Annotated in this window: 15 protein-coding genes; 8 read left to right on the top strand and 7 right to left on the bottom strand. The window is 61.9% G+C overall.

Going from position 1 to position 17,477, the window contains the following annotated elements; genetic code table 11:
• Nucleotides 1-21: 21 nt before the first annotated feature.
• The gene (locus FY528_RS15070; protein WP_149071863.1) at nt 22-1,155 is read right to left on the bottom strand and encodes an AMP-binding protein; all 1,134 of its coding nucleotides are present in this window, start codon (nt 1,153-1,155) and stop codon (nt 22-24) included.
• Between the two features lie 149 nt (nt 1,156-1,304).
• Here FY528_RS15070 and FY528_RS15065 point away from each other — a divergent pair, with 149 nt between their 5' ends.
• Nucleotides 1,305-1,514 carry a hypothetical protein gene (locus FY528_RS15065; RefSeq protein WP_149071862.1) on the top strand — a complete coding sequence of 70 codons (210 nt, stop codon included), beginning with the start codon at nt 1,305-1,307 and terminating at the stop codon, nt 1,512-1,514.
• Nucleotides 1,515-1,691: 177 nt separating this feature from the next.
• Here FY528_RS15065 and FY528_RS15060 read toward each other — a convergent pair whose 3' ends face one another.
• The 5 genes from FY528_RS15060 to FY528_RS15040 form a co-directional block, all read right to left on the bottom strand.
• Complete coding sequence (locus tag FY528_RS15060) at nt 1,692-2,054, bottom strand: DUF6370 family protein (protein ID WP_149071861.1); 363 nt, start codon at nt 2,052-2,054, stop codon at nt 1,692-1,694.
• A gap of 121 nt (nt 2,055-2,175) precedes the next feature.
• Entirely contained in the window at nt 2,176-2,988 is an 813-nt protein-coding gene (gene menB / locus FY528_RS15055) for a 1,4-dihydroxy-2-naphthoyl-CoA synthase (protein WP_149071860.1), read from the bottom strand.
• Between the two features lie 121 nt (nt 2,989-3,109).
• Entirely contained in the window at nt 3,110-4,981 is a 1,872-nt protein-coding gene (gene menD / locus FY528_RS15050; protein ID WP_149071859.1) for a 2-succinyl-5-enolpyruvyl-6-hydroxy-3-cyclohexene-1-carboxylic-acid synthase, read from the bottom strand.
• A gap of 101 nt (nt 4,982-5,082) precedes the next feature.
• Nucleotides 5,083-6,360 (bottom strand): chorismate-binding protein, encoded by a 1,278-nt coding sequence (locus FY528_RS15045; RefSeq protein WP_262384013.1) that lies wholly within the window; start codon nt 6,358-6,360, stop codon nt 5,083-5,085.
• Nucleotides 6,300-6,734, bottom strand: coding sequence for a hotdog fold thioesterase (locus tag FY528_RS15040; protein ID WP_149071858.1), 435 nt, complete (start codon nt 6,732-6,734; stop codon nt 6,300-6,302). The genes FY528_RS15045 and FY528_RS15040 overlap by 61 nt, the downstream gene beginning before the upstream one ends.
• Nucleotides 6,735-6,945: 211 nt before the next feature.
• On the opposite strand from FY528_RS15040, the gene FY528_RS15035 reads away from it, so the two are divergent.
• The 7 genes from FY528_RS15035 (at nt 6,946) to FY528_RS15005 (ending at nt 17,058) form a co-directional block, all read left to right on the top strand.
• The gene (locus FY528_RS15035) at nt 6,946-7,572 is read left to right on the top strand and encodes a histidine phosphatase family protein (protein ID WP_149071857.1); all 627 of its coding nucleotides are present in this window, start codon (nt 6,946-6,948) and stop codon (nt 7,570-7,572) included.
• A 161-nt stretch (nt 7,573-7,733) separates the two neighbouring features.
• Nucleotides 7,734-9,452, top strand: coding sequence for a pyruvate dehydrogenase complex dihydrolipoamide acetyltransferase (locus FY528_RS15030; protein ID WP_149071856.1), 1,719 nt, complete (start codon nt 7,734-7,736; stop codon nt 9,450-9,452).
• Between the two features lie 165 nt (nt 9,453-9,617).
• Nucleotides 9,618-12,170 carry a TonB-dependent receptor gene (locus tag FY528_RS15025; RefSeq protein WP_149071855.1) on the top strand — a complete coding sequence of 851 codons (2,553 nt, stop codon included), beginning with the start codon at nt 9,618-9,620 and terminating at the stop codon, nt 12,168-12,170.
• A gap of 188 nt (nt 12,171-12,358) precedes the next feature.
• A complete protein-coding gene (locus FY528_RS15020; protein WP_149071854.1) occupies nt 12,359-14,689 on the top strand; it encodes a S9 family peptidase in 2,331 nt (776 codons plus the stop codon).
• A 174-nt stretch (nt 14,690-14,863) separates the two neighbouring features.
• A complete protein-coding gene (gene hslV, locus FY528_RS15015; protein ID WP_149071853.1) occupies nt 14,864-15,400 on the top strand; it encodes an ATP-dependent protease subunit HslV in 537 nt (178 codons plus the stop codon).
• Between the two features lie 15 nt (nt 15,401-15,415).
• Entirely contained in the window at nt 15,416-15,931 is a 516-nt protein-coding gene (locus tag FY528_RS15010; RefSeq protein ID WP_149071852.1) for an STM3941 family protein, read from the top strand.
• Nucleotides 15,932-16,086: 155 nt separating this feature from the next.
• Nucleotides 16,087-17,058: a deoxyhypusine synthase family protein gene (locus FY528_RS15005; RefSeq protein ID WP_149071851.1), complete on the top strand. Its 972-nt coding sequence runs from the start codon at nt 16,087-16,089 to the stop codon at nt 17,056-17,058.
• Between the two features lie 148 nt (nt 17,059-17,206).
• On the opposite strand, the gene FY528_RS15000 is transcribed toward FY528_RS15005, so the two are convergent.
• Nucleotides 17,207-17,392: a hypothetical protein gene (locus tag FY528_RS15000; RefSeq protein ID WP_149071850.1), complete on the bottom strand. Its 186-nt coding sequence runs from the start codon at nt 17,390-17,392 to the stop codon at nt 17,207-17,209.
• Nucleotides 17,393-17,477 lie beyond the last annotated feature (85 nt).

Raw genomic sequence — 17,477 nt, 5'->3', positions numbered from 1 at the left:
ATCCGCCCCCCGAAAACAACCTCAGCGGCCAGCTGGCGGCGCCGGGGCCAGGGAGCGGACGGTGGTGAGGCGGTCAAGCTTACCGGAGGCCGTGGTTCGGAACTGCGGCACGTACACAAAGGCCCGCGGCCGCTCGTACTTGTCCAGGCGCTCAGCCAGGAGGGCCTGCACTCGTTGCTCCTGAGCTTGCGTGAGGGGTTTGCCTTCCAAAAATGCGGTTACCTGCTCGCCCAGGCGCGCGTCGGGGCGGCCGGCCACGAAGGCCCGGCGAGGCAGGTTGAGCTCCGTGAGCGTCACCTCCAATACCTGCTCTACTTTCTCGGCCTGCACCTTTACCCCACCGCTGTTAATCACGAAATCAACCCGGCCCAGCCACTCAAAGGAGTGCGCATCCAGTAGTTGCACCCGGTCGTTGGTGGTGATAAGCTGATCCAGCGTGACATCGGCGCGCACCGTGAGGCAGCCGCGCGCATCTTGGCCCACAGTTATGCCCGGCAGCACCTGGTAGATGGAACTGGGCTGGGGGCCGTTTAGCCGCCGCAGGGCAATGTGCGAGGCCGTTTCCGTCATGCCATAGGTGAGGTACACCGGCACCCGCAGCTGCTGCAGGTCTTTTTCGAGGCTACGCTCCACGGCGGCCCCGCCCACCAGCAGGCCTTTCAGGCGGTTGAGGCGCGGAGCGTGGCCGGCATCCAGCACGGCCCGCAGCTGCAAAGGCACAAAAGAAGCAAAGTCAAAATCAGCGGCGGCGGGCACCAGGGCCAGAGGGTCGGCGTGGGGCTCCACAATCGTCAGGTGCATGTTCCGCTCGAAGCCACGCACCAGCATCATCAGCCCGCCCACAAACTCGCAGTTCAGGCACACCAGCATCCGGTCGCCCGGGCCCAGGGCGAAATAGTCGCCGGTGCGGCGGGCCGAAGCTTCCAGCTGCCGCCGCTTCATGGTCACGAGCTGGGGCTTGCCCGTGGAGCCGGAGGTACGCAAGCCAAACTCCTGGGCGCCATTCAGCCACTGCCGGCAGAAGTCCAGCACGCGGGCTTCGTAGCCATTCAGGTCCTGGGGCGCCCGGGCCGGATACTGCTGAATATCGGCGTAGTGGAAGGTACGGCCGTTGAGGGAAAGCGAGTCGGGAAGCAGGGAAGAGTCAGCAGCCATGAAATGAGCCAAGGTGAGCGGCAAAGGTTTTCAACTATAACCAGACTTGCATACGAATGGCGGGGGTAGCCGGTCAGAAAATATGGTGCTGCTTGGCATTCAGGCCAGTAAAACCGTATCTTAAGCTACGTCACTAGCCTTTGCGCGCCATGAAACCCACTGTTGTTGCTCCTTTCACCGCGGTTAAGACGTTTCTTTTTCTGCCGCTTGCTTCCCCAACTCAGAAAGTAGCCTGCCTGCGGCAGTTAGCAGAGGAAAAAGCCCGGCGCAAACGCCTGAAGAAGGAGGCCAAGCACGAGCGGCTGCGCAACTTCTTTGGCTGGTGCGCTGGCTGTGAGGCGTACGGGTCGATATTCTGAGCGGCTACCGCAGGATAGGAGCTTTATCCCGCCACAGCAACGGCATTTTACTTGGTATGCTGTCGAGGATGGGGGGAATCTTGGCCCTGCTGCGGCAGCTTATCAGCCAGCGGCCTGTTCAGCTGAAATGAGCCGTGGCCTTCAGAAATAGCCTGCCATAGCAAGGCTTAGGCAAGGCTACTGACCTTTTCCAGCTTCCGGCAGCAGTCTGAAATACGTAGCCACAAAGCGGTTATTTACCACCTCGCCCTGCACCTCGGCCCGGCGCACCGCGTTGCAAAGCCCGTCCTGCGCGTGCGCGTCGCCGTGCGAGTCGATACCGGTGCCATCCACAAAATAGGCCTGGCCCTGGATGCGCACAGCCAGGTCGCAGCTTTTACCTGGCAGGCCCAGTCGGCATTGCCCGCAGGCGGCTTCTACTACCTGCACAGGCTTGGCTTTGTCGGGCGCTGCTGCCACCGTAGCCGACGCCGCCTTTTGAGCCTGGGCATTGGCAAGGGTGGCAAAGGCCATCAGCGCAAAGAGTAGCAGTAGTTTCATGGTATTGCAAGCAACAGGTGAAGGTTAAGCAAGATAAGCACCGTTGGGGAAAGCCACTTAAAAAAGCGGCCCGCACCAAAGGGCGGGCCGCTTTTAACAGTTTGCGGGCGTACCGCCGTGCTTACGGAAACTTCGGGTACTTATCGAAATCGGGTTTGCGCTTCTCAATAAAGGCGTTTTTGCCCTCTTTGGCTTCCTCCGAGAGGTAGTACAGCAGGGTGGCATTGCCCGCCAGCTCCTGAATGCCGGCCTGGCCGTCCAGTTCCGCATTAAAGCTAGATTTGAGCATGCGCAAAGCCAGGGGGCTCTTTTCCAGAATTTTGTGGCACCAGGCTACCGTCGTTTCTTCCAGCTTATCGAGCGGCACCACCTTGTTTACCAGGCCCATATCGAGGGCTTCCTGGGCATCGTACTGGTCGCAGAGAAACCAGATTTCCCGGGCTTTTTTCTGGCCAACCACCCGCGCCAGGTACGAGGCGCCGAAGCCCCCGTCGAAGGAGCCTACTTTGGGGCCGGTCTGGCCGAAGCGGGCATTGTCGGCCGCAATGGTCAGGTCGCAGACCACGTGGAGCACGTGGCCGCCGCCAATGGCCCAGCCGGCTACCATGGCTATGACGGGCTTGGGAATGGAGCGAATCAGCTTCTGCAGGTCGAGCACGTTCAGGCGGGGCACGGTGTCCTCGCCCACGTAGCCGCCGTGGCCCCGCACGCTCTGGTCGCCGCCCGAGCAGAAGGCCTTGCCACCCTCGCCCGTAAGGATGATGACCCCGATGTCGGTCCGGTCGCGGCAGATGTGCATGGCCTCAATCATCTCCTGTACCGTGAGGGGCGTGAAGGCGTTATGCACCTGCGGGCGGTTGATGCTGATTTTGGCAATGCCGCCCGCCTGCGTGAAGAGGATTTCGCGGAATTCCTTGATGGGAGTCCAAGTCATAGGTAAATGCGTTGGTTTCGGCGTCACCGGCGTTTTCTTTGGCATCCTCTTCGGGCTAGGTCGTTGGTATGAATTGAGCCCGCAGAAGGCGCCGAAGTTTTCGCAGAAGGCGCAGGGTGGTTTAGGAAAAAGAAGTTCGGACCGCGGCCCGGTATTGTTCAAAGAACTCAGCGTTGGTCTTGCTGTCGGTGGTAATTTCCAGCAGGGTGGCGCCGTGTTCGGGTGCAAAGAAAACCGGTAAAACCGATTCAAGTTTGGTGAAGGTGTCGGCCGTGAGGTAGCGCAGGTTAAAATCCCGGGCGGTGTTGGCAGCTGTCAGCGGTTGACGCGTCTCGAAAAATTCTTCCAGCTCCGGTTGCTGGCGCGGTCCGTCAATCAGCCGGAAGATGCCCCCGGCGTGGTTGTTCAGCAGGATGACGCGCAGGTTGGGCACCGGGTAGTTGTGCCAGAAAGCATTCCGGTCGTAGAAAAAAGCCACGTCGCCGGTTAGCAGCACCACCGGCCGGTGAGGCTGCGCCAGGGCCGCACCCACCGCCGTGCTGGTACACCCATCGATGCCGCTGGTGCCCCGGTTAGCAAACACCTCCACCGTGCGCCCGGCCGGCAGCCCCAAGATGTTGGCGTAGCGCACGGCCATGCTGTTGGCCAGGTGTAGGGCCGTGCCATCGGGCAAACCCTGCAGTGCCTGGTAGATGGCCAAGAATTCGTTGAAGGGCGGGTTGGGCTGGGCCAGGAAATCCGGCAGAAACCGGCTGGCCCAGTTTTCCGCCGCCAGCCACGGTTTCAGGTACGCTGCTTTGGTCTGGGCCTCGGCTTCGGTCAGCTGCCCGCCCGGCGCAGGCCACGTAAGCCGGGCCGGGCCCACAGGGTGCGGAGCCGGCGCCACCCGGGTAGCATCGGGCGGGGCCACCAGCATACCCGGCACCCCGGCGGTGGGGGCAGTGGGCGCCGGTTCTTCAGCCATCATGGCCGTAAAGAAATCGACGGGCTCCACGCGCAGTACCTTGGTCAGCGACTGGAACGTGTCGGCCACCGCACCGCTGGGCTGGATGTGCCAGTGCTGAGCAGGCTTGGCGTTACGCAAATACAGCTTCAGGGCTTTGGAGATGAGCGACTGGCCAAAGGTGATGAGCAGCTCAGGTTTCAGGGCTTCCTTCAGGCCCGGCTCCGGCACGGCCAGAAATACGTCGTGGCGCCCAAGGGGCCGCAGGCGCTGGTCGTAGTCGGGGGCGGCGGGCAGGTGCAGATTGGCAATAACGTCGCCCACCACGGGCACCTGCCAGACGGCGGCAAACCGCCGCAGCGCCAGCAGCAGGTCCGTATCGGCCGGGTGCTGGCCGGCCACTACCAGCACCCGAGTGGTGCTTCGCAAGGCGTCCTGCAGCTCCCGAAGCACGGGCTCCGGCAGTTGGGGCCGGCCGGGCACCTCACGCGCTACCTTCACGGCGGTGAACTGCAGCTCTTCGCCGGGCTTGGGGTAGAAAGGCTCCCGCAGGGGCACATTCACCTGCACTGGCCCCGCCGGAAACTGCTCGGCCAACCCGATGGCCTCCGAGACAAGGCGGGCCGAGTGCCAGAGGGCATCGGGATGGGACGTATCGGCGGGAAACTGGAACGAGCCTTTGGCGTGGGCCCCGTACAAATCAGCCTGCCGGATGGTTTGACCATCGAGCTGATCAATCCATTCCGGTGGGCGGTCGGCGGTGAAAACCACCAGCGGAATCTGCTGAAAATAGGCTTCTGCTACCGCCGGCGCGTAGTTCAGGCCGGCGGTGCCCGAGGTACACACCAGCGCCACCGCCCGCTTTTGCGCCTGAGCCAGACCAAGCCCAATGAAAGCGGCAGCCCGTTCATCCGGCACGGTCCTGACCTTAATTTCCGGGTGACGCGCAAACGCAATGGTGAGGGGGGCACACCGGGAACCCGGCGACAAGACCACGTCGGTGATGCCGTGGCGCGCGCAGATTTCGGCGATATTATGAACAGCTTGCATCAGCGGGTAGAGGAAGTATGACGGAGTGAGGTTACGGGTGAGCCAACAGCACCAGGATAAATGGCAAGGCAACTTACCGAGTTGCTAAATCACGCACGGGTTTACTGCAGAATGGCGCCCACCGTTCGGAGCTTCAGCTCAGTTTCCTGCCACTCGCGGGCCGGATCGGAGTCGATGGTAAGGCCGGTGCCTGCGTACAGAATGGCCTCCTGGGGGCGTAGCTGTAGGCAGCGTAGGTTGACGAACAGCTGCGTAACGCCGCTGGCCGGCAGGTTGACGGGGCCCAGGAAGCCCGCGTAGTAGGCCCGGTCGTAGCCTTCGTGGGTGCGCAAAAAATCGAGGGCGGGCTGCCGGGGCACCCCCCCCACGGCCGGGGTAGGGTGCAGCAGGCGGAGCATATCCGTGCCCAGCGTAGGGAAAGGAACCTGGGTGAGGTGCACCGCGAAATCGGTGCGCAGGTGCAGCATCTGGCCGGCCACTATTGTGCGCGGGCCCCGCTCATCGTACTCGCGCAGGCGCAGCTGCTTAAAGCAGTTGACGATGTAGCGGGCCACCAGGGCATGCTCTTCAATATCCTTTTGCGCCCACTTGGCCGTGGCCGGTATCAGGCCGGGCAGCAGGGGCTGAGTGCCCGCCAGCGCCATGGTCCGGAACACCCGGTCTTCGTCAATTTCTGCCAGCACCTCGGGCGTGGCCCCCAGCCAAGTGCCGGCCCCCGGCGCGCTTACCAGCGACACAAAGGCATTCGGATAGCGAGTCTGCAAGTCGTCGAAGGCGGCCAGCACATCAAATCCCGCTGGCAAAGGCTGGCGCACGGCCCGGCTCGATACCACCTTGCGCACGGTACCGGCTTCAATGGCGGCCACACCCGCCGTCACCAGGGCCTCGTAGGTGGCCCGCGTAGCCGGCTCCGGTGCTGGCTGAGGGCTTACGTGCCAGGGCAGATCGGGGGTAGCTGGTAAGTTGGCAAAGCGCTGCCGCAGCTCGGGCAGGCGGGCAGCCGCGGCAGCACTTACCTGGATTTCGTCTGGCTGGGCCAGGTCAAAAAACAGGTCGGCGGGAAAAAAGAACGGGGGATTGTGGTCGGAATCGTGAAAGGGAAAAAAGGCAAACCCCGCCGGTGCCGTAGGCTCCAGCGCCGGAGGCAGCCCCGCATAGGCGGCATCCACCTTCAGGCTGAGGCAAAGACGAGCATGCGCAGCCCCCGGCAGGCGCCACAACGCCACGGGGCGGCCACTCGTCAGGGCCAGGGCTACCAAATGCCGTAGCCGGGTGCCCACGGGCAGCGCGGGCGTCCAGGCAATCCGCTGCAGGCCGCTCATGCCCGGGGAGCCGTAGCGGGTAAGTCGATGACGGCCATCGTAATGCGGCTGATGCACACCAAGGCCCCGGTTTCCTCGTGCGTAATGCGGATTTCCCAGACTTGGGTGCTGCGGCCTACGTGCAGGGGCGCGGCGCGGCCAATCACGTGCCCATCGCGCACGCCTTTCAGGTGGTTGGCATTGATTTCCAGGCCCACGCAGGCTTGCTTGGTAGGGTCGGACAGGCGGCTGAAGGCGCCAATGCTGCCCAGGGTTTCGGCCAGGGCCACCGAGGCGCCCCCGTGCAGCAGGCCCATGGGCTGGTGGGTGCGGCCATCCACGGGCATGCGGCCTTCCAGGTACTCGGGGGTAAGATTAGTCAGCTCAATGCCGAGGTTATCGGCCAGCGTAGGGCGCTTACTTACCCAATCCTTTATTTGTTCGAGCGTCATAGAACAGACGAAAATGAAAAGCCAGCAACCCATAGGCATGGGCTGCGGCTTACGAAACTATCGTGAACATGTAATACCAATAAGTCGGCAAAATGCTTGCTGCATTGGTGGGCGCCGGGGGCTGAGGCAGGGAGAAAAGTAGGGTTTGGATACGACGCCCTAGCCGGAAAGGCCGTACTTTAACGGCTGAAACAGCAAAACTAGCGGGAAAGTGAGCGTCAAAAAAATATACCTCATTCGCCATGGGCAGACCGATTTCAACGTGCGCGGCATCGTGCAGGGCAGCGGGGTAGATTCGAGCCTGAACGAAGCCGGTCGCCGGCAGGCTGCGCAGTTTTTTGCCGCCTACGGCCACATTCCCTTCGATAAAGTATACACGTCGAAGCTGCAGCGCACCCACCAGTCGGTGCAGGGTTTTCTGGATCTGGGCCTTCCGCATGAGCAGCACGGGGGCATCAACGAGATTAGCTGGGGCATCCGGGAGGGCACCCGCATTACGCCCGAGGAAGACGAGGAATACTACAGCGTGCTGCAGCAGTGGCGCGCCGGCCAAACGGCAACGGCTATGGCCGGGGGCGAAAGCCCCGACGAAGTAGCCGCCCGGCAGCGCCCTTTTATTGAGCTGCTCACTTCCCGCCCCGAGGAAGAAACCGTGCTGGTGTGCATGCACGGGCGTGCTATGCGCGTGCTGCTATGTCAGCTGCTGGGGTATCCGCTCAGTCAGATGGATTCTTTTGAGCACCACAACCTGTGCCTGTACAAGCTGCACTACACCGGCAGCCTGTTTACAGTGCGCAGCTTTCTGGATATGCGGCACTTGCAGCAGCCGGGCCTGTAGCCCCAACGGCCGCGGGCCGGGAACTTACGTTAGAAGAATCAGGCCGCGGAAATTCCAAGGCGAAAATTCGCCGCTGGCTGCCCGCCCACGAGATATAGGTATAGCTTGCGCCCCCCAAAAATCCGGTCTATTTTTGACCCTCAACTCAACTGAAGACGCTGATGGCCGAAGTCATAAAAATGCCCAAAATGAGCGATACGATGACCGAAGGGGTCATTGCCTCGTGGCTCAAGAAAGTAGGGGATAAGGTAAAATCCGGGGATATCCTGGCCGAAGTTGAAACCGACAAGGCCACCATGGAGCTGGAAAACTATGAGGACGGCACCCTTTTGCATATTGGCCCCAAGCAGGGCGAAGCAGTGCCCGTAGACGGCTTGCTGGCCATTGTTGGCAAAGAAGGCGAAGATATTTCGGCCCTGCTCGGCGCTGCTCCGGCCCCCGCTGCTCCGGCCCCGGAAGCGCCGAAAGCGGAAGCCGCCCCCGCTCCTGCGGCCCCGGCACCCGCTGCTGCGCCTGCCCCAGCGGCAACACCTGCCCCGGCACCCGCGCCGGCGCCGGCTGCCAATGGCAAGAAGGCCACCGTTATTCGGATGCCGAAGATGAGCGACACGATGACCGAAGGCACTATTGCCGCCTGGCTGAAGAAAGTCGGCGACAAAGTGAAATCCGGCGACGTGCTGGCGGAAGTGGAAACCGACAAGGCGACCATGGAGCTGGACAACTATGAAGATGGGACCCTGCTTTACATCGGTCCCAAAGAGGGCGAAGCTATTCCCGTAGATGGCATCCTGGCCATCATTGGCGAGGAAGGAGCCGACGTGCAGGCCCTGCTAGGCGGGCAGAGTGGTGGCAGCGCCGCCCCAGTGGCAGCCGAAGCGGCTCCAGCCGCCGCCACGACCTCGGCCCCCGCTCCGGCCGCTGAGGAAGCTGCCGCTGCTCCGGCCGCTGGTGGGCGCATCTTCGCCTCGCCGCTGGCGAAGAGCATTGCCAAAGACAAAGGCATTGACCTGGCTACCATCAAAGGCTCCGGCGAAAACGGCCGCATTGTGTCCCGCGACCTGGAAACCGCCCCGGCCGCTGCGGCTCCAGCTGCCGCTCAGCCCGCCCCACAAGCTGCCCCGGCGGCTGCCGAAGCTCCGCAGGCTGCCCCCGTCCCGGCTACGACTGGTGGCCTGGCCCCGGCCGTGGCCCCCGCCGCCGACACGTATACTGACACGCCCGTGTCGCAGATGCGCAAGGTTATTGCCCGTCGTCTCTCGGAAAGCCTGTTCACGGCCCCGCATTTCTATCTGACGATGGAAATCCTGATGGACCGGGCCATGGAAGTGCGCACTCAGCTCAACGCTCTGTCGCCGGTGAAGCTGTCGTTCAACGACCTGGTCATTAAGGCTGCCGCCGTGGCCCTCAAGCAGCACCCCGCCGTTAATTCCTCTTGGCTGGGCGACAAAATCCGCGTCAACAAGCTCGTCAACATTGGCGTGGCCGTAGCCGTGGAAGAAGGCCTGCTGGTACCTGTAGTGCGCAACGCCGACGGCAAAGGCCTGTCGACCATTGCCACGGAAGTGAAGAGCCTGGCCGAAAAAGCCAAGACCAAGAAGCTGCAGCCGAGCGAGTGGGAGGGAAGCACCTTCACCATCTCCAACCTGGGTATGTTCGGTATCGAGGAATTCACGGCCATCATCAACCCCCCGGATGCCTGCATCCTGGCTGTGGGCGGCATCAAGCAAACCGCCGTGGTGAAGGATGGGCAGCTGGCTATTGGCAACGTGATGAAGGTGACCCTGAGCTGCGACCACCGCGTGGTAGACGGCGCTACCGGGGCCGCCTTCCTACAGACGCTGAAAAGCCTGTTGGAAGACCCCATGCGCATGCTGATCTGAGAATAGTTGGCCAGTTTGGCCCTGAAAGCCCCGGTTGAGCTTAGCTCGGCCGGGGCTTTTTCATGGGCCCGGGTCTTAATAAAGTTTTAATTGGTTGTAAAAGGCCTATACTTGTTGCAGAGGCAGTTGCAGCTGCTTCCTGTCACTCACTTTTCTATCTTGTGTATGCGGAAAAATTTACTTGCCGTGACCTTGTGCCTCACCACTGCCTCGGCCTGGGCCCAAAGTCAAACCTTAACAGGCCGGGTGCAGGATGCCGCCGGCCGCGCCGTGATTGGCGCTACCGTCGTGGAAAAGGGGACCAACAACGGTACCGCCACCGATAACGAAGGACGCTTCACGCTTCAGAGCCGCAGCAGTGCCCCGCGCTTGGTAATCAGCTCCATCGGCTACGCCCCGCAGGAAGTGGCGGGTGGCGCGGGGCTCAGCGTGCAGCTAACTGAGTCGACCACTAGCCTGGGCGCCGTGCAGGTGGTGGGTTCGCGCAGCCAGAACCGTTCCGTTACCGATTCGCCTTCCCCGGTGGATGTGATTGACCTGCGCGAGGTGACCACCAAAACCGGGCAGCTCGACGTGAACCAACTGCTGCAGTTTGTGGCGCCGTCCTTCAACTCCAACCGCCAGACTGGCTCCGACGGGGCCGACCACGTGGACCCAGCTTCCCTGCGCGGCCTGGGCCCCGACCAGACGCTGGTGCTGGTGAATGGCAAGCGCCAGCACCAGTCGGCGCTCGTGAACCTGTTCGGCTCGCGCGGCCGCGGCAACACCGGCACCGACCTGAACGTGATACCCGCCGCCAGCATTGAGCGCATTGAGATTCTGCGCGACGGTGCCGCGGCTCAGTACGGTTCCGATGCCATTGCCGGCGTCATCAACATTGTGCTCAAAAGCTCGGTGAAGGAACTGACGGCCAGCGTAAACTACGGCGCCTACGATGCCAAGTACCGCCGCGACGACGAGAAATTCGATGGGGGCAACCTGAACGCCAACGTGAACTACGGCCTGGGCTTCGGCGAAAAAGGCAGCTTTATCAACGCCACCCTCGATTACAATAAGCGGGAGCACACCCAGCGGGCCGCCGTGCCTGCCCCCGATGGCCTGGCCCGCCGCGAGTACGGCGACCCGGAAGTTTCCAACGCGTCGGTGTACCTGAACTCAAAATTTGCTCTTAGTGATAAGTCACACGCCTACGTGTTCGGGGGCTATAACAAGCGCAAGGGGGATGCTTTTGCCTGGACGCGCTTCGCCGATGATGACCGCAACGTACCCGCCATCTACCCCAACGGCTTCGACCCCATCATCACCAGCGACATCGATGACTTCTCGGCAGTGGCCGGGGTGCGCACGAACCTGGGCGGCTGGGAGTTGGATTTGAGCAACAACTACGGCTCCAACCGCTTTCACTACGGCGTACGCAACACGCTGAACACGACCCTTGGCGCCGCCTCGCCCACCTCGTTCGACGCGGGCGGCTTCCAACTGCGCCAGGATGTGGTCGGCCTAAGCGCCACGCGCAACTACACCAGCGTGCTGAACGGGCTGAACCTGGCCGCAGGGCTGGAATGGCGCAAGGAGTGGTACTCGCTTTTTGCCGGGGAAGAAAGCTCCTATAAAAACTATGACCCCGCTTCGGAGCTGGCGGGTGGCTCTCAGGGCTTCCCGGGTTTTCAGCCCGGCGACGAAATCGAGGCCGACCGCACCAACTTCGGGGCATATGCCGATGCCGAGCTGAGCGTGACGCCGCAGTGGCTGCTGGCGGGTGCCCTGCGCTTTGAGAACTACAGCGACTTTGGCAGCACCCTCAACTACAAAGTAGCCACCCGCTACAACGTAACCGAGTTTCTGACGCTGCGCGGGACGTTCAACTCCGGTTTCCGGGCACCTTCCCTGGCCCAGATCAACTTCAACTCCACATTTACCAACTTCATTAACGGCAATCCGGTGGAAGTGCTGCTGGCGCGCAACAACAGCGCCGTGACGCAAAAACTGGGTGTTCCCAGCCTCAAGCAGGAAACCTCCAACAGTGCCAACGTGGGCCTGACTAGCCGCCTCGGCTCGGGCTTCAGCGTGACGCTGGACGGCTACTACATCAAGGTGAAGGACCGCGTGGTGCTCACCAGCCAGTTCGGCGACGACGACCCCGTTATTGGCCCCGACCTGCAGGCCCTGAACGTGGGCCAGGCTCAGTTCTTTGCCAACGCCGCTGATACCCGCTCCCTGGGCCTCGACGTGGTGCTGAGTCATAGCCTGATGCTGGGCAAAAGCCGCCTGAACTCCAGCCTGGCCGCCAACTTAAACAACCTGCGCATTGACCGGGTGCGTACGTCCGGCAAGCTGGCCGGACGCGACGAAGAGTTCTTTGGCAAGCGCGAGCAGGCCTTTGTGAAAGCCTCCGCGCCCCCATCCAAAATCAACCTAACCTTCGACTACCAGGTGGGCCGCTTCAGCACCCTGCTACGCTTCGTGCGCTTCGATAAGGTGAAGCTCATTGACTGGGACGGAAATGACATGAACTACGACGCCCGGGTGACCACCGATCTGACGCTGAGCTACGCCCTCACCAACCACCTGCAGTTCTCGGTGGGCAGCACCAACCTGTTCAACCGCTACCCCACGCTGTTCAACCCCCAGCTCACGGAAACCGGTGGGGCCTGGGACCCGGTGCAGATGGGCGCCAATGGCCGTTTCTACTTTGCCAAGCTGCAGGCCCGTTTCTAGCTTTTACGGCTGATACAGGCCGAAGCTGAACCTAATGTATAGACCATACCGGATTGGTCGGGGCGTTGCCCGGGCTGGTCCGGTATGTTGCATTTGGGGAATGACGGGCCGGCGGTGCGCATTTCGGGGATTGGTGCTACCTTCCGCCCCCGTCTGTTTCGGACGGATAATCCCGTTTTTTACTTTCTATGCACAAGTATTTACTGGCCCTTACCGTCGGCGCCTTTTGCGTCTCGACGGCCTCAGCCCAGCAGCGGCCCGCTCTCTCTTCCCAGGCTTATGCCCGGGCCGAGCGGTTTCTGAGCTACAACACCCAGGCGCTGGTAGATGGCAGCGCCGGCCAGCTCAACTGGCTGGACAACGACCGGTTCTGGTACCGCGTGCTCACGGCCCGGGGCAGCGAGTTTATCCTGGTAGATCCGGCCCGTAAAACCCGCCAGCCGGCTTTCGACCAGGCCAGGCTGGCGGCGGCGCTGTCGAAGGCCAGCGGCCAGACGTACGAGGCCAACCGGCTGCCTTTCCGCACGCTCTCGTTTTCGTCCGATGCGAAGACTATATCCTTCGCCGCCAACGGCAAAACCTGGAAATACAGCGTAGGCAGCGGCCAGCTGAGCCCCGATGCAGCTCCAAACACGCCTTACGCCAATGAAGGCAACGAAATTGAGTCGCCCGACGGCAAGCTGGCCGCTTTCATCAAGGACGACAACCTGTGGGTGCGCAACATTAGCACCAACCAGCTCACCCAGCTTACCACCGATGGCGCCAAGGACTACGGCTACGCCACCGACAACGCCGGCTGGACCCATAGCGACCGGCCCGTGCTGCGCTGGTCGCCCGACTCGCGCAAGATTGCCACCTTCCGCCAGGACCAGCGCCGCGTGGGCGACATGTACCTGGTAACTACCAACGTGGGCCATCCGAAGCTGGAAGCGTGGAAGTACCCCCTGCCCGGCGACCAGGACATTGCCACTATCGAGCGGGTGGTGATTGAAGTGAACAGCCCGAAAGTGGTGCGCTTCCAGATGGCCCCCGACCCGCACCGCGGCTCCCTCTCCGACGATATTGCCAGCAGCGGCACCTTCGACGACGTAGACTGGAGCCCCGATACCCGGGAGCTGGCCTTCGTCTCGACTTCCCGCGACCACAAGGAGGAAAAGTTCCGCATTGCCGATGCCACCACCGGCGCGGTGCGGGACGTGTTTTCGGAAACCGTGGCCACGCAGTACGAGTCGGGGCAGGGCGCCATCAACTGGCACTACCTGCCTAAGAGCAAAGAAGTCATCTGGTACTCGGAGCGCGACAACTGGGGGCACTTGTACTTGTATGATGCCACCAGCGGCAAGGTCAAGCAGCAGATTACCAAGGGCGACTTCGTGGTTACGCAGCTGGTGCAGGTAGATGAAAAGCGGCGCGAGCTGTACTTCCTGGCCGATGGCCGGGAGCCGGGTAACCCTTACTTCACGTACCTCTACCGCGTCGGGCTCGATGGCAAAAACCTGAAGCTGCTCACCCCCGAGCCCGGCAACCACCAGGTAACTTTCGCGCCCTCGGGCCGCTACTTCGTGGACACGTATTCCCAGCCCGATAAGCCGGGCGTGACGGTACTACGTGCCATCGATGGCAAGCTGCTGTCAACCCTGGAGAAAACCGACGTTTCCCGCCTTACCGCTACCGGCTGGAAAGCGCCCACGCCCATCACGGTGAAAGCCGCCGACGGGCAGACCGACCTCTACGGGCTGATGTTTACGCCCACCACGCTGGAGCCCGGCAAGAAGTACCCCATCATCAACTACATCTACCCCGGCCCGCAGGGTGGGGGCGTGGGCAGCTGGTCGTTCAGCTCGGCCCGCAACGACAACCAGGCCCTGGCGGAGCTGGGCTTTGTGGTGGTGGTGATTGAAGGCAGCTGCAACCCCCTGCGCTCCAAGAGCTACCACGATGCCTGCTACGGCAACATGGCCGAAAACACACTGTCTGACCAGGTGTCCGGCATGCGCCAGCTGGCCCAGAAGTACCCCTACATTGACTTGGAGCGGGCTGGCATCTGGGGACACTCGGGTGGCGGCTACGCCACGGCGGCAGCCATGTTTCGCTACCCCGAGTTCTTTAAAGTAGGCATTTCGGAATCCGGCAACCACGAAAACCGCAACTACGAGGACGACTGGGCCGAGCGCTACATCGGTTTGCTCAAGACCAACCCCGACGGCACTACCAACTACGACAACCAGGCCAACGCCCCCTTCGCCAAAAACCTCCAGGGCAAGCTGATGCTGGCTCACGGTCTGATGGACGACAACGTGCCGCCCTACAACACCTGGCTGGTGGTGGATGCCCTCACCAAAGCCAACAAAAGCTACGACCTGGTGGTATTCCCGCAGGCCCGCCACGGCTACGGTGCCGCCTCGTACTACATGATGCGCCGCCGCTGGGACTACTTCGTGGAGCACCTAGCCGGCGCCACGCCGCCCGTCAACTACGAACTCAAAGCCAAGCCCGATCCGCGCAACGCGGTGCAGTAGACGTAAGAGGGTTGAATAGTCAACACCAAAACGTCATTCCGAACATGTGGTGCTTCAAGCCACATGCTCGGAATGACGGTCTTCTTATAACCATGTTTGGGTCGTTGCCAGCGGATTCCCGTAGCTTTGCGCCTCTTCCGCCGAAAAACTGTTTTACCTCTTCGTATTGTTGCCATGAGAATTCGCTCGACTACCGTGCTCGGTGTGCGCCACAACGGGCAGATTGCCCTCGGCGCCGACGGCCAGGCCACCATGGACAAGCACGTGGCCAAAAGCAACGTGCGCAAGGTGCGCAAGCTCCACGAGGGCAAGGTGGTGACGGGCTTTGCCGGCTCCACCGCCGATGCCTTTATGCTGCTCGATAAGTTTGAGGAAAAGCTGGGCGGCTACGGCGGGCAGCTGCGCCGGGCTGCCATTGAGCTGGCCAAAGAATGGCGCAAGGACCAGTACCTGCGCAAGCTCGAAGCCATGATGGTGGTGTGCGACAAGGACGAGCTGCTCATCATTGCCGGCTCCGGCGACGTGCTGGAGCCCGACTCCGACGTAGCCGCCATCGGCTCGGGCGCCATGTATGCGCAGGCCGCCGCCCTGGCCCTCAAGAAGCACGCGCCCCACCTCACGGCCCGGCAGATGGTGGAGGAAGCCCTCCACATTGCCGCCGACATCTGTATCTACACCAACCACAACCTGATGATTGAGCAGCCGGAGTAAGCTGCCCCCGAGGTGATGACGGAGGATCTGATTTTCTACAACTCCCGCAAGCGGTACGCTCTGCTCACCTTTGGCGGGCTCGTCTTCGTGGTGATGGGTAGTTGGCTGATCGTGAAAACCGGCAACTGGCCCCTGGGCCTGGTCACCATCCTGTTCTTTGGTACCGGCGTAGTCATCGGCATCCGGCAACTGCTCGACACGCGGCCCCGCCTGCAAATCACCGACACGGGTATCCTCGACCGTACGCTAGGTGTGGGGCTCATTCCCTGGGCCGACATCACGGATGCCTACGTGCGCTCTATCAACCAGGAGTACTTTATCTGCCTGCTCCTGCGCAACGAAGAAGCCTACCTGAGCCGCCTCCCGCCGCTGAAGCGCAAGCTGGCCGCCGCCAACGAAGCCCTGGGCTTCACGCCCGTGTCGGTGAACCTGAGCGGCGTTGACCTGAACCCGGAGCAGCTGCTGGAATACATCCTAAAGCAGAGCGCTGCGGCCCGACTAGGCCCTGCCAACTCACTTCCCTCCAGCTAGCTCCAGGGCCTCACCCGGCGGCTAATTGTGCGCAACCCAGCCGCCATGGTACGCGCTGCAGAATCTTCGCCTCAACAACCCCGTATTGAACGATTCCCGGCTGTCATTTGATTGTACACCGCACACCCACCACTACTACTGAAACCCCCGATTCCATGAACGTAACCAACTTCCTCAAGCACCACTACCGCCACTTCAACGCCGCTGCTTTGATTGATGCCGCCGAGGGCTACAACAAGCACCTGGCCGAAGGCGGCAAGATGATGATTACCCTGGCCGGCGCCATGAGCACCGCCGAAATGGGCATCCAGCTGGCCGAACTCATCCGCCAGGACAAGGTGCAAATCATCAGCTGCACGGGTGCCAACCTGGAAGAGGACATCTTCAACCTGGTAGCCCACGACTTCTACGAGCGGGTACCGAACTACCGCGACCTGACCGCCGCCGACGAGCAGGCCTTGCTGGAGCGCCACATGAACCGCGTGACGGACACCTGTATTCCCGAAGAGGAAGCCATGCGCCGCCTGGAGCACTCGGTGCTTAAGTTCTGGGAGCAGGCCGACAAAGCCGGGGAGCGGTACTTCCCCCACGAGTTCTTCTACCAGATTCTGAAGTCGGGCGAGTTGGAGCAGTATTACCAGATCGACCCCAAGGACTCCTGGATGCTGGCCGCGGCCGAAAAAAACCTGCCCATCATCTGCCCCGGCTGGGAAGACTCCACGCTGGGTAACATCTTCGCCGGCCACGTCATCTCGGGCGACATCCAGAACGTGCACACCGTGCGCACCGGCATCGAGTACATGATTTACCTGGCCGACTGGTACACTCAGCAGGCTACCGAGGAAAGCAAAGTAGGCTTCTTCCAGATTGGCGGCGGCATTGCCGGCGACTTCCCCATCTGCGTGGTGCCCATGCTGCACCAGGACCTTGGCCGCACCTCGGTGCCGCTGTGGGGCTACTTCTGCCAGATTTCGGACTCTACCACGTCCTACGGCTCCTACTCCGGTGCTGTGCCCAACGAGAAAATCACTTGGGGCAAGCTGGGTCAGGACACGCCTAAGTACATCATCGAGTCGGACGCTACCATCGTCGCGCCGCTGATTTTCGCGATGGTGCTGGGGCAATAATTGCCACTTAACTTTCCCAAAAAGCCCCGCCGCTGAATATCAGCGGCGGGGCTTTTTGGGCTCTGGCGCCCCTGCCGGTTGAGCAGATACATGCGTCTGACACGAAGTTCGCTACGCTTGCGCCTGCGGTATCCACCGCCTACCCCAGCTACCGGACCTGAGGTGCTGCGGTTGGCTTGGGGCTGCGGCTTTTCTTTTGTAGCTCCTGCTGGTACTGCTGCTTCATTGCCTGCTTGAACGTAGACCAGTTCAGGGCGTAGGTAGTGACGACAATAACGAGCACGCAGGTTAGATACCCTAGGGAGTGTGGACAGTGGTCGTAGCTTAGCGGCATGCTACGCCGCCATGAATTAAGCGAACGGGAATGGAAATTGGTCGAACCGCACACTTTGGGTCGTCCGGGTACGGGTGGGGGCACC

This window comes from Hymenobacter lutimineralis, assembly GCF_008271285.1.
Classification (GTDB): Bacteria; Bacteroidota; Bacteroidia; order Cytophagales; family Hymenobacteraceae; genus Hymenobacter; species Hymenobacter lutimineralis.
The sequence above is the reverse complement of the archived record's forward strand: the minus strand, read 5'-3'. Positions and strand labels throughout refer to the sequence as shown.

What these genes read in the sequence shown, in the direction of transcription:
- FY528_RS15070 (WP_149071863.1), bottom strand. Translation starts at nt 1,155, where the DNA reads ATGGCTGCTGACTCTTCCCTGCTTCCCGACTCGCTTTCCCTCAACGGC.
- FY528_RS15065 (WP_149071862.1), top strand. Translation starts at nt 1,305, where the DNA reads ATGAAACCCACTGTTGTTGCTCCTTTCACCGCGGTTAAGACGTTTCTT.
- FY528_RS15060 (WP_149071861.1), bottom strand. Translation starts at nt 2,054, where the DNA reads ATGAAACTACTGCTACTCTTTGCGCTGATGGCCTTTGCCACCCTTGCC.
- menB (WP_149071860.1), bottom strand. Translation starts at nt 2,988, where the DNA reads ATGACTTGGACTCCCATCAAGGAATTCCGCGAAATCCTCTTCACGCAG.
- menD (WP_149071859.1), bottom strand. Translation starts at nt 4,981, where the DNA reads ATGCAAGCTGTTCATAATATCGCCGAAATCTGCGCGCGCCACGGCATC.
- FY528_RS15040 (WP_149071858.1), bottom strand. Translation starts at nt 6,734, where the DNA reads ATGACGCTCGAACAAATAAAGGATTGGGTAAGTAAGCGCCCTACGCTG.
- FY528_RS15030 (WP_149071856.1), top strand. Translation starts at nt 7,734, where the DNA reads ATGGCCGAAGTCATAAAAATGCCCAAAATGAGCGATACGATGACCGAA.
- FY528_RS15025 (WP_149071855.1), top strand. Translation starts at nt 9,618, where the DNA reads ATGCGGAAAAATTTACTTGCCGTGACCTTGTGCCTCACCACTGCCTCG.
- FY528_RS15020 (WP_149071854.1), top strand. Translation starts at nt 12,359, where the DNA reads ATGCACAAGTATTTACTGGCCCTTACCGTCGGCGCCTTTTGCGTCTCG.
- hslV (WP_149071853.1), top strand. Translation starts at nt 14,864, where the DNA reads ATGAGAATTCGCTCGACTACCGTGCTCGGTGTGCGCCACAACGGGCAG.
- FY528_RS15010 (WP_149071852.1), top strand. Translation starts at nt 15,416, where the DNA reads ATGACGGAGGATCTGATTTTCTACAACTCCCGCAAGCGGTACGCTCTG.
- FY528_RS15005 (WP_149071851.1), top strand. Translation starts at nt 16,087, where the DNA reads ATGAACGTAACCAACTTCCTCAAGCACCACTACCGCCACTTCAACGCC.
- FY528_RS15000 (WP_149071850.1), bottom strand. Translation starts at nt 17,392, where the DNA reads ATGCCGCTAAGCTACGACCACTGTCCACACTCCCTAGGGTATCTAACC.